The sequence below is a fragment of the Streptomyces sp. NPDC059740 genome, from assembly GCF_042733155.1.
Taxonomy (GTDB): Bacteria; Actinomycetota; Actinomycetes; order Streptomycetales; family Streptomycetaceae; genus Streptomyces.
This window is the reverse complement of the sequence record NZ_JBHWGP010000003.1, coordinates 242,711-256,302: the sequence shown is the minus strand read 5'-3', so window position 1 is coordinate 256,302 and position 13,592 is coordinate 242,711. Positions and strand designations below refer to the sequence as shown.

Here is a 13,592-nt window from a genome sequence, read left to right as displayed (position 1 = left end):
GTGCCCCCGGGGGCGCCCCGCCACGGGGGGGGCCGGGGGCCGTCCCCCCCCCGCCCCACCGCTCCCGGGCCGGGGGGGGGGGGGCCCCCCCCCCCCCCCCCGGCCGCTGTGCCTCCCCCCTCCGCCCGAGGCCCGCCACGCGGCGGCGACCGTGGACGCCGCCGTACAGTTGCGCCCATGAACATCTGCGTCTTCTGCTCCGCCGCCGACCTCGACGACCGCTACACCGTCCCCGCCCGGCAGTTCGCCGAGCTCATCGGCAAGGGCGGCCACACGCTCGTCTGGGGCGGTTCCGACTCGGGTCTGATGAAGGTCATGGCGGACGGTGTGGAGGAGGCGGGCGGCCGTCTCGTCGGCATCTCGGTGGAGTTCCTCGCCCACAAGACGCGTCCGGGCGCCGACGAGATGGTCGTCACCCGCGACCTGGCCGAACGCAAGGCACTTCTCCTCTCCCGCGCCGACGCCGTCGTCATCATGGTGGGCGGCACCGGCACGCTCGACGAGGCCACCGAGATCCTGGAGCTCAAGAAGCACGGCCTGCACGGCAAGCCCGTGGTGCTCCTGAACGCCGCCGGTTTCTACGACGGCCTCAAGCAGCAGTTCCAGCGCATGGAAGAGGAGGGCTTCCTCCCCGTGCCGCTGGCCGAACTGGTCTTCTTCGCCGAGGAGCCCGTCGGTGCCCTCGCCTACCTGGAGGAGCAGGCCGGCTTCCAGAGCTGACCGGCCTCCCGAGCCCACCGGCGGCCGTCGCCGTCCCGCCGGAGGGCGCCCGTCCCGCCCGGCGGCCGGCCCTGCGGGCGGGAGCCGTCAGCCCACCGGTGACGCGGCCCGCTCCCGCCTCCCTCCCGCCCGCGGCCCCGGGCCCGCCGGCTGTCAGGGGGAGCGCTTAGGATCGCCCCATGGGTACGCATCTGATCACCGGCGCCGGCTCGGGCATCGGCGCGGCCGTCGCCAGGCGCCTCCACGCCCGCGACGAGGAACTGTGGCTGCTCGCCCGCGACGCCGGCCGCGCCAAGGAGCTGGCCGCACAGTTCCCCGGCGCCCACACGCTGGTGGGCGACCTCGCGACCCCCGAGAAGCTCTCCTGGGCCTTCGGCCACCAGAGCCCGCCCGACCGGCTGGACAGCGTGCTCCACATCGCCGGCGTCATCGAACTCGGCCTCGTCGGCGAACTCGACGTGAAGAGCTGGCAGCGCCAACTCGCCGCCAACCTCGTGGCCCCCGCGGAACTCACCCGCCTCCTGCTGCCGCAGCTCCGCCTCGCCAAGGGCCACCTGGTCTTCGTCAACTCCGGCGCCGGCCTGCACGCCCACGCCCAGTGGGCCGGTTACGCGGCGAGCAAGCACGGCCTCAAGGCGCTCGCGGACGCCCTGCGCGAGGAGGAGCACGGCAACGGCGTCCGCGTCACCTCCGTCTACCCCGGCCGCACCGCCACGCCCATGCAGGCCAGCACCCACCAGCAGGAGGGCAAGGAGTACGACGCCTCCCGCTGGATCGACCCCGAGTCGGTCGCCACGACCATCCTCACCGCGCTGGACCTGCCCCGCGACGCGGAGATCAACGACCTCTCGGTACGCCCGGGCCGCTGACCGGTGCCCTCCCCGGCCGCCTGACGTCCCCCGCACCCGCCGGCGCCCGACCGCCGGCGGGTGCGGGACACCACGCGCCCTCCCCGGCCCGCCCACCGCATACGCTTTCCGGGTGACCGAGAACAGCAAGCACCCCTGGCCCGCAGGCACCGCCACCGGCATCGGCTCGATGCCCGGCGAGGACGCCCGGGAGGCGGCCAAGACCGTGGTCGGGTCGCTGGAGACGCTGCCGTACCTGCCCGAACTCCCCGCCCGCGGCCCCGGGGCCGACATGATCGGCCGCACCCTCGGCATGCTGGTGGAGCTTTACGCCCACGTCGAACCGAGCGGCTGGCGCATCAGCGACCGCCCCGGACGCGACACCCGGCGCGCCCACTCGTGGCTGGGCGAGGACCTCGACGCGCTGGAGGAGTTCACCCAGGGCTACCAGGGCGCCCTGAAGGTGTCGGCGGTCGGCCCCTGGACGCTGGCCTCCGCCCTGGAACTGCGCGGCGGCGAGGCGATGCTCGCCGACCCCGGGGCCTGCCGCGACCTGACCGCCTCACTCGCCGAGGGACTCCGCGGCCACCTCGCCGAACTGCGCCGCCGCGTCCCCGGCGCGACCCCCGTCCTCCAGCTCGACGAACCCTCGCTGACGGCGGTGCTCACCGGCAGCGTCCGCACCGCCAGCGGCTACCGGACCCACCGCGCCGTGGACCGCGCGGTGGTGGAGTCGGCGCTGCGCGACCTGGTCGCGGTCGCCGACGGCGGACCCGTCGTGGTGCACTCCTGCGCCCCCTCGGTGCCCTTCGCGCTGCTGCGGCGGGCCGGTGCCACGGGTGTCTCCTTCGACTTCTCCCTCCTCACCGAGCGTGACGAGGAAGTGATCGGTGAGGCGGTGGAGGCGGGCACCGCGCTGTTCGCGGGCGTGGTGCCGGGCGTGAGCACCCCGTTGTCAGACCCTGCCGGTAGCGTCATGGGGGTAAGGACGCTGTGGCGCAGGCTGGGGCTGTCACCCGGGCTCCTCGCGGAGTCGGTGACGGTCACCCCGTCGTGCGGGCTGGCCGGGGCATCGCCGGCGTACGCCCGCGCGGCCCTGGAGCACTGCGTCCGGGCGGCGAGATCCCTCGCCGACAACCCTGAGTGACCGCACTCAAGGACAACGGGAGGACGAAGGTGGCCGGCGAACAGCACGCCCAGGAGACGACGGGAACCGCGGTGCCCGCGGCGGCTCGGGAGGAGCACTCCCGGCTCGCCGAGCAGATCGAGGAGCACCGCTTCCGCTACTACGTCAAGGACGCCCCGGTCGTCAGTGACGCCGAGTTCGACCGCCTGCTGCGGGCCCTTGGGGAGCTGGAGGAGCGCCACCCGGAGCTGCGCACCCCCGACTCCCCGACGCAGAAGGTCGCCGGTGCGTACGAGACGGAGTTCACCGAAGTCGCGCACCGGGAGCGGATGCTCTCGCTGGACAACGCCTTCGACGACGAGGAACTGGGCGCCTGGGCCGACCGCGTCGCCGCGGAACTCGGCGGCGAGGCGAAGCAGGCCGGCTACCACTACCTGTGCGAGCTGAAGGTCGACGGCCTCGCCGTCAACCTCACCTACGAGGACGGCCGGCTGACCCGGGCCGCCACCCGCGGCGACGGCCGCACGGGTGAGGACATCACCCCCAACATCCGCACCATCGCGGAGGTGCCGCAGCGCCTGTCGGGGGAGCGGGTGCCGCGCCTGGTGGAGGTGCGCGGCGAGGTCTACTTCCCCATGGAGAAGTTCCTCCAGCTCAACGAACGCCTGGTCGCCGAGGGCAAGCCCCCGTTCGCCAACCCCCGCAACGCCGCCGCGGGTTCGCTGCGCCAGAAGGACCCGCGGGTCACCGCGAGCCGCCCGCTGCACATGGTCGTGCACGGCACCGGCGCCCGCGAGGGCTTCGACATCCAGCGCCAGTCCGAGGCCTACGAGCTGCTGCGGGAGTGGGGGCTGCCCACCGCCAGGAGCTACGAGGTCGTGCAGACGGTCGCCGAGGTGCGGGACTTCATCCGCCGCTACGGCGACCAGGAGACGCGCCGCACCGCCGTGGAGCACGAGATCGACGGTGCCGTCGTCAAGCTCGACGAGATCCGCCTGCAGGGCCGGCTCGGCTCGACCTCCCGGGCGCCGCGCTGGGCCATCGCCTGGAAGTACCCGCCCGAGGAGGTCAACACCAAGCTGGTGGACGTCCGCGTCGGCGTGGGCCGCACCGGCCGGGTGACGCCCTACGCCGTGGTGGAGCCGGTCACCGTCGCGGGCTCCGAGGTCGAGTTCGCCACCCTCCACAACCAGGACGTCGTCAAGGCCAAGGGCGTCCTCATCGGCGACACCGTGGTGCTGCGCAAGGCCGGCGACGTCATCCCCGAGATCCTCGGTCCGGTCGTCGACCTCCGGGACGGCACCGAGCGCGAGTTCGTGATGCCCGCCGACTGCCCCGAGTGCGGCACCCCGCTGCAACCGGCCAAGGAGGGCGACGTCGACCTGCGGTGCCCCAACGCCCGCGCCTGCCCCGCCCAGATCCGCGAGCGGCTGTTCTACCTCGCCGGCCGCAAGAGCCTGGACATCGAGAACTTCGGCTACGTGGCGGCCACCGCGCTCACCCAGCCCCTCGAACCGAAGGAGCCGGCGCTGCGCGACGAGGGCGACCTCTTCGACCTCTCCGTGGAGCAGCTGCTGCCCATCCGCTCCTACGTCCTGGATCCGGACACAGGTCTGCCCAAGCGCGACCCTAAGACGGGCGAGGAGAAGGTGGTCACCTTTTTCGCCAATCAGAAGGGCGAACCGAAGAAGAACACCCTCGCCATGCTGGAGAACATCCAGGCGGCGAAGGAGCGTCCGCTGGCCCGGGTGATCGTCGGTCTCTCCATCCGGCACGTCGGCCCGGTCGCCGCCGAGGCCCTGGCCCGCGAGTTCGGCTCCCTCGACCGCATCCGGGAGGCCGACGAGGCGGAGTTGGCGGCGACGGAGGGCGTCGGCCCCACCATCGCCGCCTCCGTGAAGCAGTGGTTCGCCGAGGACTGGCACCGCGAGATCGTCGAGAAGTGGCGGAACGCGGGGGTCCGCATGGCGGAAGAACGGCCGGAAGATGACGGTCCGCGTCCGCTTGAAGGGGTCACCGTCGTAGTGACGGGAACACTGCAGTCACACACCAGGGACGGCGCCAAGGAGGCGCTCCAGCGCCTCGGGGCGAAGGTGACCGGTTCCGTGTCCAAGAAGACCGGCTTCGTCGTGGTGGGCGAGAACCCTGGGTCGAAGTACGACAAGGCCATGCAGTTGAAGGTCCCCGTCCTGGACGACGACGGCTTCGCGGTCCTGCTGGAACAGGGGCCGGACGCCGCCCGGGCCGTGGCCGTCGCCCCCGAAGAGGAGGAATGAGCATCGCTGCCACGGCGCATACCAGACGCTTACCGGCCCCTGTGTCGCATTCGCGTAACGGCGGACGACCGTCGCCCCACACGGCCCCCGGCGGCTTACTGTGGGGGCATGCGCCTGCCCTGACGCGGGCTCAGCCGGCTGTGAGAGGGATCGGAATGAAACCGACCGAGAGCGCCGCACGGGCGTCGCTGCTGGAGCGTCCTTTCACTGTGAGCGTCCCCCCGGTCGCGGCCCGCGCCGTCGCGCACCGCCGGGCGCCGGAACGGTACTGCGGCGGGGCCGGCGCCCCGGTGGGCTGCGCCGCCCACCGACGCCGGACGGTGCCGTGGCAGGCCCCACTGACCGGACGGGCGCAGTGAAGAAGGACCTGGGCCGCTCCCTCCTGCCGGCGCTCCCCACCGCCGTCCTGGTCGTCGCCGTGACCGTGCTCGCGGCGGCAGCGGTACGGGCCGCCGGCAGCGGCGCGGCGCTGTACCCGAGCGCCGCCGCCGGCTGGGGCGTGGTGGTCCTGACCGGCCTCCTCGCCGTCCACCTCGTGGTCCTGGGCCGGAACGACGAGTGGGTCGGCTCGGGCTCCGGCGCCGCCCTCAGCGTCGCGGCGCTCCTGCTCTACGGCTGGGTCACCTCGGTCCTGGTCACCCTCGCGCTGATCCTGCCGGCGGGCCTGGTGCGGCGCCGGCACCAGCGCGAGGCGGTGCTGCACGGCGCGACGGACGTCGTGGGCATCGGCGCCGCCGCACTCTGCCAGGCCGGCTTCGGCGCCCTGCCCACCGGCGACCTGCCCTGGCACCCCGTCGCCTGGAGCCTGGCCGCCCTGCCCCGCATCCTCACCTGTGCCCTGGTCTACCTCCTGGTCAGCCGGGTGCTGCTGTGGCTGACCGTGGCGCCGCACGACTCCGGGGTCCCCACCATCGCCAGGACGGCCCTGGGGCGGCAGGCGCTCATCGGCATCGCCCTGCTCGGCAGCGCCCCCCTCGTCGTCGTGGTCGCCTCCCACGCCCCGGGCTTCCTCCCGCTCTTCGCGGTCCCCCTCATAGCCCTCGACTCGACCCTGTGGATAGCCGGGGCCAGGGCCGAGGAGCAGTTGCGCGACCCGCTCACCGGACTCCCCAACCGCCAGTGGCTGCTGGAACGGACGTGGACCGCGCTGGACGCGGCGGAACGCCAGTCCCAGCGCGCCGCCCTCGTCCTGATCGACCTCGACCGCTTCCGCTCGGTCAACGACACCCTCGGCCACCTCGCCGGGGACCGCCTCCTGCTCCAGATCGCCGACCGCCTGCGCCGCGCGCTGCCGCGCGGAGCCGAGGCCGCCCGCCTCGGCGGCGACGAGTTCGCGGTCCTCCTCCCCGTCGTCGACTCCCTCACCAGTGCACAGCGGGCCGCCCGCCACCTGGTGGCGGCGCTCGGCTCCCCGCTCGACCTGGACGGCCTCATCCTCGTCCTGGAGGCCAGCGCCGGCGTCGCCGTCTTCCCCGAGCACGCTCTCGACGCGGAGGGCCTGCTGCGCCGCGCGGACGTGGCCATGTACCAGGCCAAGCGCGACCGCAGCGGGGTGGAGCTCTACGAGGCCAAGCGCGACCGCAACACCCCCGACCGTCTCGGCCTGCTGGGGGACCTGCGCCGCGCCCTGGACGCCGGCGACATCGCCCTCCACTACCAGCCCAAGGTCGGCTTCGACGGCCGGGTCAGCGGGCTGGAGGCGCTGGTGCGGTGGGTGCACCCGGTGCGCGGCAAGGTCCCCCCGGACGAGTTCATCGCGATCGCCGAGTCCTCCGGACTGATGCCCCGCCTCACCGAGTACGTCCTGGAGACCGCGCTGGGCCAGGTCGCCCGGTGGCGGGCAGACGGCCTGGAGGTCCCGGTCGCCGTCAACGTCTCGCCGCGCGACGTCCACAGCCCCGGTTTCGCCGGCGCCGTCGCGGCCCGTCTGGCCCGGCACGGCGTCCCGCCCTCCGCCCTGCAATTGGAGATCACCGAACACGTCCTCCTGGAGGACCCGCAGCGTGCCGCCGACACCCTCAACGGCCTCACCGCGCACGGCGTCAAGATGTCCCTGGACGACTTCGGCACCGGCTACTCCTCCCTGGTCCACCTGCGGCGGCTCCCGGTCAGCGAGCTGAAGATCGACCGCTCCTTCGTGGCCCGGCTCGCCGTCGACCCGGAGGACGCCGAGATCGTCCGCTGCACCCTCGACCTCGCGCACTCGCTGGGCCTGCTGGTCGTCGCCGAGGGCGTCGAGGACGACGAGACCTGGGGGCGGTTGCGCGACCTGGGCGCGGACGCGGTGCAGGGCTGGCTGGTCGCGGCGGCGATGCCGCCCGAGGAGACCACCGCCTGGCTGCGCGCCCGCGGCGAGGGGCGCCGGCCTCATTCCCCCCGCGCGGTCCCGGGCGCACCGCCGGCCGCCGGCGCGCAGGCGCAACCGTCCGTCGTCCCCGGCGCCACGGGTCCGGCGCCCGGCCGCTCGACGAGCCCCCTGCGCTGCGGCAGCCACCGGGCGGGCGGCTCCGCGGGGGCACCCCCCACGGCCGCCACGACGATCAGCCAGAGCGTCTCGACCGTCATGGCGCAGGGCGCGGACCGCCCCGTGCAGTGACGTTTCGCTGACCGGGCCCGCGGCTGCCGGAGTCCCCGTCACGGCCAGCGGCCCGCCACGGCGCTGCGACCCCAGGCGCCGGACCCCACGGCGCTGCGACCCCAGGGCCCCGGGCCGCAGGTGCGCCGCGGTGCCCGGCCGCGGGCCGGCGCGGAGGCGCTCGGCGACGGGCCTCGCCGGGGCTCGTCCACGCGGCCCCACGACGTCCCCCGCCCCACCCTCCCGGAGCTCCGCCCGCCGGGTCGCCGGCCGCCGCCCGCGGGGTGATCCCGGCGGACGCGCTCCCGCGCACCCGCCGTCGCCGCTCCCCGCGGGATTCGGTTTCGCCCCCGGGGACCCCGCACCCATAGGATTGGACGGCACCACACCAGAACGCCGGGTCGCCGCCGCCCACCGCACACCGCTGACGACGGCCCCGGCCACGAAGAACTCACCCCGAGGAACGCTGCATGCCTGGCATCACGCGCGAGGAGGTCGCCCACCTCGCCCGGCTGGCGCGTCTGGAGCTGCGGGACGAAGAGCTTGATCACTTCGCCGGACAGCTCGACGACATCATCGGCGCGGTAGCCCGCGTCTCCGAGGTCGCCGACCAAGACGTACCGCCGACCTCCCACCCGCTGCCGCTGACCAACGTCATGCGCGCGGACGAGGTCCGTCCGTCGCTCACCCCCGAGCAGGCGCTCTCCGGCGCCCCCGCCCAGGAGCAGCAGCGATTCAAGGTGCCGCAGATCCTGGGGGAGGAGGCGTGAGCGAGATGAAGGACGTCAAGGACCTGACGCGGCTCACCGCCGCCGAGACCGCGGCCCGCATCGCCGCCGGCGAGGTCACCGCGGTGGAGGTCACCGAGGCGCACCTGGCCCGCATCGAGGCCGTGGACGAGAAGGTGCACGCCTACCTCTACGTCGACCGGGAGGGCGCTCTCGCCCAGGCCCGCGCCGTGGACGAGAAGCGGGCGCGGGGTGAGAAGCTCGGCCCGCTGGCCGGCGTGCCGCTGGCCCTGAAGGACATCTTCACCACCGAGGGCGTGCCGACCACCGTCGGCTCCAAGATCCTCGAGGGCTGGATCCCGCCGTACGACGCGACGCTCACCAAGCGGCTCCGCGCCGCCGACGTCGTCATCCTCGGCAAGACGAACATGGACGAGTTCGCCATGGGGTCCTCCACCGAGAACAGCGCCTACGGCCCGACCGGCAACCCCTGGGACCTCACCCGCGTCCCCGGTGGCTCGGGCGGCGGCTCCGCCGCGGCGCTGGCCTCCTTCCAGGCCCCGCTGGCCATCGGCACCGACACCGGCGGCTCGATCCGGCAGCCCGCCGCGCTCACCGGCAGCGTCGGCGTCAAGCCCACCTACGGCGCGGTCTCCCGCTACGGCATGGTGGCCTTCTCCTCCTCGCTGGACCAGGGCGGCCCCTGCGCCCGTACCGTGCTGGACGCCGCGCTGCTCCACGAGGCCATCGCCGGTCACGACCCGATGGACTCCACGTCCGTCGACGCCCCCGTGCCGCCGGTCGTCGAGGCCGCCCGCAACGGTGACGTCAAGGGCATGCGCGTCGGCGTGGTCAAGGAGTTCGCCGGCGAGGGCTTCCAGGCCGGCGTGGTGCAGCGGTTCAACGAGTCCGTGGAGCTGCTGCGCGAGCTGGGCGCCGAGATCGTCGAGCTGTCCTGCCCCAGCTTCGAGGCGGCGCTCGCCGCGTACTACCTGATCGCGCCCAGCGAGTGCTCCTCCAACCTGGCCCGCTTCGACGCCATGCGCTACGGCCTGCGGGTCGGTGACGACGGCACGCGCTCGGCCGAGGAGGTCACCGCCCTCACCCGTGAGGCCGGCTTCGGCCCCGAGGTCAAGCGGCGCATCATGCTCGGCACCTACGCGCTCAGCTCCGGCTACTACGACGCGTACTACGGCTCCGCGCAGAAGGTCCGCACCCTCATCACCCGGGACTTCGAGAAGGCCTTCGAGCAGGTCGACGTGATCGTCTCGCCGACGACGCCGACCACCGCCTTCCCGATCGGTGAGCGCACCGACGACCCGATGGCGATGTACCTCGCGGACCTGTGCACCATCCCCACCAACCTCGCCGGCAACGCCGCCATGTCGCTGCCCTGCGGCCTGGCCCCCGAGGACGGGCTCCCGGTGGGCCTGCAGATCATCGCACCGGCCATGGCGGACGACCGGCTGTACCGCGTGGGCGCGGCGGTCGAGGCCGCCTTCCAGACCCGCCTGGGTCACTCGCTGCTGGAGGAGGCACCTTCCCTATGAGCGGAAAGCTCTCGCAGGCCAAGAACTTCAAGAAGTCCAAGGCCGGCACGTACCTGTCCATCGGCACCACCCTGTTCGGCGCCCTCGGCGTGCTCAAGCAGGCCCGTCAGGCCCGCACCGAGCAGGACACGCTGCGGCTGCTGGACGCGGCGGTCTCCGGCATCGCCATCGTCACCGGCGTCGCCATCCTCGTCCGCGAGCTCGGCCGCCTGGGCGACGACGACGTCCTCGCCGGCTGACGGCGGAAGTTGAGAGGTTGAGTTTTCCGTGACCGTCACTGAACTGGTGCCGTACGAGGAGGCGTTGGAGACCTACGAGCCCGTCATGGGGCTTGAGGTCCACGTCGAGCTCGGCACCGCCACCAAGATGTTCTGCGGCTGTTCGACGGCGCTCGGCGCCGAACCGAACTCGCAGACCTGCCCCACCTGCCTGGGCCTGCCCGGCGCGCTCCCGGTCGTCAACGCGACCGGCGTCGAGTCGGCGATCAGGATCGGCCTGGCGCTGAACTGCTCCATCGCGCAGTGGTGCCGCTTCGCCCGGAAGAACTACTTCTATCCGGACATGCCGAAGAACTTCCAGACCTCCCAGTACGACGAGCCGATCGCCTTCGACGGCTACCTCGACGTGCAGCTGGAGGACGGCGAGGTCTTCCGCGTGGAGATCGAGCGCGCCCACATGGAGGAGGACACCGGCAAGTCCACCCACATCGGTGGCGCGACCGGCCGCATCCACGGCGCCTCGCACTCGCTGCTGGACTACAACCGGGCCGGCATCCCCCTCATCGAGATCGTCACCAAGCCCATCGTGGGCGCCGGTGAGCGCGCCCCCGAGGTCGCCCGCGCCTACGTGGCCGAGCTCCGTGAGGTCATCCGCTCCCTGGGCGTCTCCGAGGCGCGCATGGAGATGGGCCAGATGCGCTGCGACGTCAACCTGTCGCTGCGCCCCCACGGCCGGGAGAAGTTCGGCACCCGCAGCGAGACGAAGAACGTCAACTCGCTGCGGTCCGTGGAGCGCGCCGCCCGGTTCGAGATCCAGCGCCACGCGGCCGTTCTGAGCTCCGGCGGCACGATCGTGCAGGAGACCCGTCACTTCCACGAGGAGGACGGCTCCACCACCTCGGGCCGGATCAAGGAGGAGGCGGAGGACTACCGCTACTTCCCCGAGCCCGACCTGGTCCCGGTCGCCCCGGCCCGCGAGTGGGTCGAGGAGCTGGGCAAGGAACTGCCCGAGCTTCCCCGCGTGCGCCGCAACCGGCTCCGGGAGGAGTGGGGTGTCTCCGAGCACGACATGCAGTCCATCCTCAACGCCGGTGCCGTCGACCCGATCGTCGCCACCGTCGAGGCCGGGGCCGACTCCGCCGCCGCCCGCAAGTGGTGGATGGGTGAGCTGGCCCGCCGTGCCAACGAGGACGGCGTCGACCTCACGGCGCTGCCCATCACCCCCGAGCAGGTCGCGCGGGTGTGCGCCCTGGTCAAGGAGGGCTCGCTCAACGACAAGCTGGCCCGCCAGACCATCGAGGGTGTGCTGGCCGGCGAGGGCGACCCGGACACCGTCGTGGACAAGCGCGGCCTGAAGGTCGTCTCCGACGAGGGTGCGCTGGGGACCGCCGTGGACGAGGCCATCGCCGCCAACTCCGCCATCGCCGACAAGATCCGCGGCGGCAAGGTCGCTGCGGCCGGTGCCCTGGTGGGCGCGGTGATGAAGGCGACGCGCGGCCAGGCCGACGCCGCCCGCGTCCGCGAGCTGATCCTGGAGAAGCTGGGCGTCGAGGGCTGAGCCCGCACCCGTCCGGCACGAGGGCCGGTACCCGTCACACGGCGGGTGCCGGCCCTCGTGCATGAGGGCGGGTCCGCGCGTGCGCTCCCCGGTTGCAGATCAGGCGCCACCCTCCGGCCCACGGTGATCGCGTCCACTGTTAGCGTGGCATGAGCATTCCAGGTGCCGGGCGTGGGACGAACCGCCGCGGCGCGCATCACACATCACACAGCGCCCTGGCGGGCGTCTGAACACGGGGGAGCGGGCCAATGACCTGCCACAGTGACGTACGTAGGCGACGGCTGCGAGCCGCGGGCACGGTCGCGGCCGTGTCGACCGCACTGCTGACCATGACGGGCTGCGGTGCCGTGTCGTCCGTCGAGGCCAAGCTCCACCCCACCCCGCGCCTGCCCGCGCCCAGCGCCTCACCCACCGACGAAGACACCTCGCTGAGCGGTGACGACTACGGCGACGAGGATGGCGGCTCGGACTACACCGAGGAGCCGACCGAGGAGCCCTTCGACCCCGACGGCCGCGACGACGTCACCGTCAACGACTGCCGCTACGACAACGGGACCAAGGAGCTGAAGGCGGACGTCTCCGTCACCAACACCGCCTCCGAGAGCACCTACTCCTACCGGATCGCCATCAACTGGATGCACGCCAAGCCCGCCGACGGCAAGGCGTACGGACTGCACCAGTCCACCGTCGTGGTCGGGCCCGGCGACACGAAGGACTACACCGCCTCGTACCACTTCACCAACACCAGCACGAAGGAACTCTGGTACACCTGCCAGGTCAGCCGGGCCGAGAAGTCCGAGGAGTGAGGGGCGGGGCGTGAGGTGAGCCCCGGCCTCCGGGTGGGGGCCGGGGCTCATCACGCAAGCGACACGGGCAACCGGTGGGCTCCTCGTGAAACCGGAGCGTCGTCAGAGCGCCCCGGTCAGCAGCGCGTCGATGAACTTCTGCCACTGACCGGCCGGGAAGGTGTGAGCACCCAGAGCACGCATCTTGCTGTCGCCGACGGCGATGCGTCCGCCTGCTGTCGTCTGCACCTCGACGCAGTTCGGCCCGTTGTCAGGGCTGTAGGAGGACTTCCGCCACTGGTCCTCGGGGAGGTCGTGCCGCATCATCCGGTGTACCCGTCCTCTGGCTTTTCCAGGTCCCTGGCCACCTGCGTGATCAGGTCCATTGACTGGCGTGACGGTAGGGCGCTGGAGCGGAGTTGGTCAAAGGCCAGCTTGTACCGCTCGACAGGGCCATCTTCCTCCAGATAGAGCAGGCCGTCGAGATACCCGAGGCTGACCACGTCCAGGTCCATCGGATCGGGATACGAGTAGATGCTGAAGGCGCCGTCGAGACCGGCGTGACTTCCCTGGCTGAACGGGACGACCTGGATGGACAGGCGTGGCGGGTTGTTCACCTCGATGAGCTTGTGGAGCTGCCCGGCCATGACCTTCGGCCCTCCGATACAGCGCCGGATCGCGGCCTCGTCGAGGATGCAGACCAGTTGGGGCGGGTTCTCGCGTTGCAGGACCCGCTGCCGACCGAGCCGTACCGACACGTGGGAGTCGACCTGTCCGTCCGAGGTCGAATCGGTCTCCCCGCGGATGGAGACCTCGGCGTACTCCCGGGTCTGCAGGAGTCCGGGGATGAGGAGAGGCTGGAAGAGGAGCATGCGGACGGCGTCCGACTCGATGCTCAAGTGTTCCTGGAACCGTTCGTCCAGTATGTCGCTGTACGGAGCCCACCAGCTCTTGCGGCGGCCCTCGCGGGCCAGGGTGGCCAGAGCGGTCCTGAGTTTGGCATCGCTCACCTCGTAGAGATCGAGCAACGCCTCGATCTCCAGCTTCGTGACGCCCTGGCGGCCGTTCTCCTGGCGCGAGATCTTCGACTTGTCACCGCCGATGCGTTCGGCCGCCTGCTCGGACGTGACGCCGGCGGCCTCGCGGAGCCTCCGCAACTCGCTGCCCAGGCGACGTCGTCGCACAGTGGGCCGTGGATGACCTGGCAT

General features: G+C 72.6%; 12 protein-coding genes. 10 read left to right on the top strand and 2 right to left on the bottom strand.

Features of this window, described 5'->3' with window-relative positions; genetic code table 11:
- Positions 1 to 177 precede the first annotated feature (177 nt).
- From ACFV3R_RS05830 to ACFV3R_RS05785, 10 genes are all read left to right on the top strand, one after another.
- A complete protein-coding gene (locus ACFV3R_RS05830) occupies positions 178 to 720 on the top strand; it encodes a TIGR00730 family Rossman fold protein (RefSeq protein ID WP_385576088.1) in 543 nt (180 codons plus the stop codon).
- Positions 721 to 899: 179 nt separating this feature from the next.
- Positions 900 to 1,589, top strand: a complete 690-nt coding sequence (locus ACFV3R_RS05825; protein WP_385576085.1) for an SDR family oxidoreductase — start codon at positions 900 to 902, stop codon at positions 1,587 to 1,589.
- 112 nt (positions 1,590 to 1,701) lie between these two features.
- The gene (locus ACFV3R_RS05820) at positions 1,702 to 2,715 is read left to right on the top strand and encodes a methionine synthase (RefSeq protein WP_385576083.1); all 1,014 of its coding nucleotides are present in this window, start codon (positions 1,702 to 1,704) and stop codon (positions 2,713 to 2,715) included.
- Positions 2,716 to 2,744: 29 nt separating this feature from the next.
- Positions 2,745 to 4,970, top strand: a complete 2,226-nt coding sequence (ligA, locus tag ACFV3R_RS05815; protein WP_385576454.1) for an NAD-dependent DNA ligase LigA — start codon at positions 2,745 to 2,747, stop codon at positions 4,968 to 4,970.
- A 325-nt stretch (positions 4,971 to 5,295) separates the two neighbouring features.
- Complete coding sequence (locus tag ACFV3R_RS05810) at positions 5,296 to 7,566, top strand: putative bifunctional diguanylate cyclase/phosphodiesterase (protein WP_385576080.1); 2,271 nt, start codon at positions 5,296 to 5,298, stop codon at positions 7,564 to 7,566.
- A 449-nt stretch (positions 7,567 to 8,015) separates the two neighbouring features.
- The gene (gene gatC, locus ACFV3R_RS05805; protein ID WP_385576077.1) at positions 8,016 to 8,315 is read left to right on the top strand and encodes an Asp-tRNA(Asn)/Glu-tRNA(Gln) amidotransferase subunit GatC; all 300 of its coding nucleotides are present in this window, start codon (positions 8,016 to 8,018) and stop codon (positions 8,313 to 8,315) included.
- A 5-nt stretch (positions 8,316 to 8,320) separates the two neighbouring features.
- Positions 8,321 to 9,823 carry an Asp-tRNA(Asn)/Glu-tRNA(Gln) amidotransferase subunit GatA gene (gene gatA / locus ACFV3R_RS05800; RefSeq protein ID WP_385576451.1) on the top strand — a complete coding sequence of 501 codons (1,503 nt, stop codon included), beginning with the start codon at positions 8,321 to 8,323 and terminating at the stop codon, positions 9,821 to 9,823.
- Positions 9,820 to 10,062, top strand: a complete 243-nt coding sequence (locus ACFV3R_RS05795) for a hypothetical protein (RefSeq protein WP_385576074.1) — start codon at positions 9,820 to 9,822, stop codon at positions 10,060 to 10,062. Before gatA ends, ACFV3R_RS05795 begins: the two co-directional genes overlap by 4 nt.
- A 28-nt stretch (positions 10,063 to 10,090) precedes the next feature.
- Positions 10,091 to 11,599, top strand: a complete 1,509-nt coding sequence (gatB, locus tag ACFV3R_RS05790) for an Asp-tRNA(Asn)/Glu-tRNA(Gln) amidotransferase subunit GatB (protein WP_385576072.1) — start codon at positions 10,091 to 10,093, stop codon at positions 11,597 to 11,599.
- 308 nt (positions 11,600 to 11,907) lie between these two features.
- Positions 11,908 to 12,405, top strand: coding sequence for a hypothetical protein (locus tag ACFV3R_RS05785; RefSeq protein ID WP_385576069.1), 498 nt, complete (start codon positions 11,908 to 11,910; stop codon positions 12,403 to 12,405).
- A 102-nt stretch (positions 12,406 to 12,507) separates the two neighbouring features.
- Here ACFV3R_RS05785 and ACFV3R_RS05780 read toward each other — a convergent pair whose 3' ends face one another.
- Positions 12,508 to 12,711, bottom strand: a complete 204-nt coding sequence (locus ACFV3R_RS05780; RefSeq protein WP_385576066.1) for a DUF397 domain-containing protein — start codon at positions 12,709 to 12,711, stop codon at positions 12,508 to 12,510.
- Entirely contained in the window at positions 12,708 to 13,568 is an 861-nt protein-coding gene (locus ACFV3R_RS05775; protein ID WP_385576063.1) for a helix-turn-helix domain-containing protein, read from the bottom strand. The genes ACFV3R_RS05780 and ACFV3R_RS05775 overlap by 4 nt, the downstream gene beginning before the upstream one ends.
- Positions 13,569 to 13,592 lie beyond the last annotated feature (24 nt).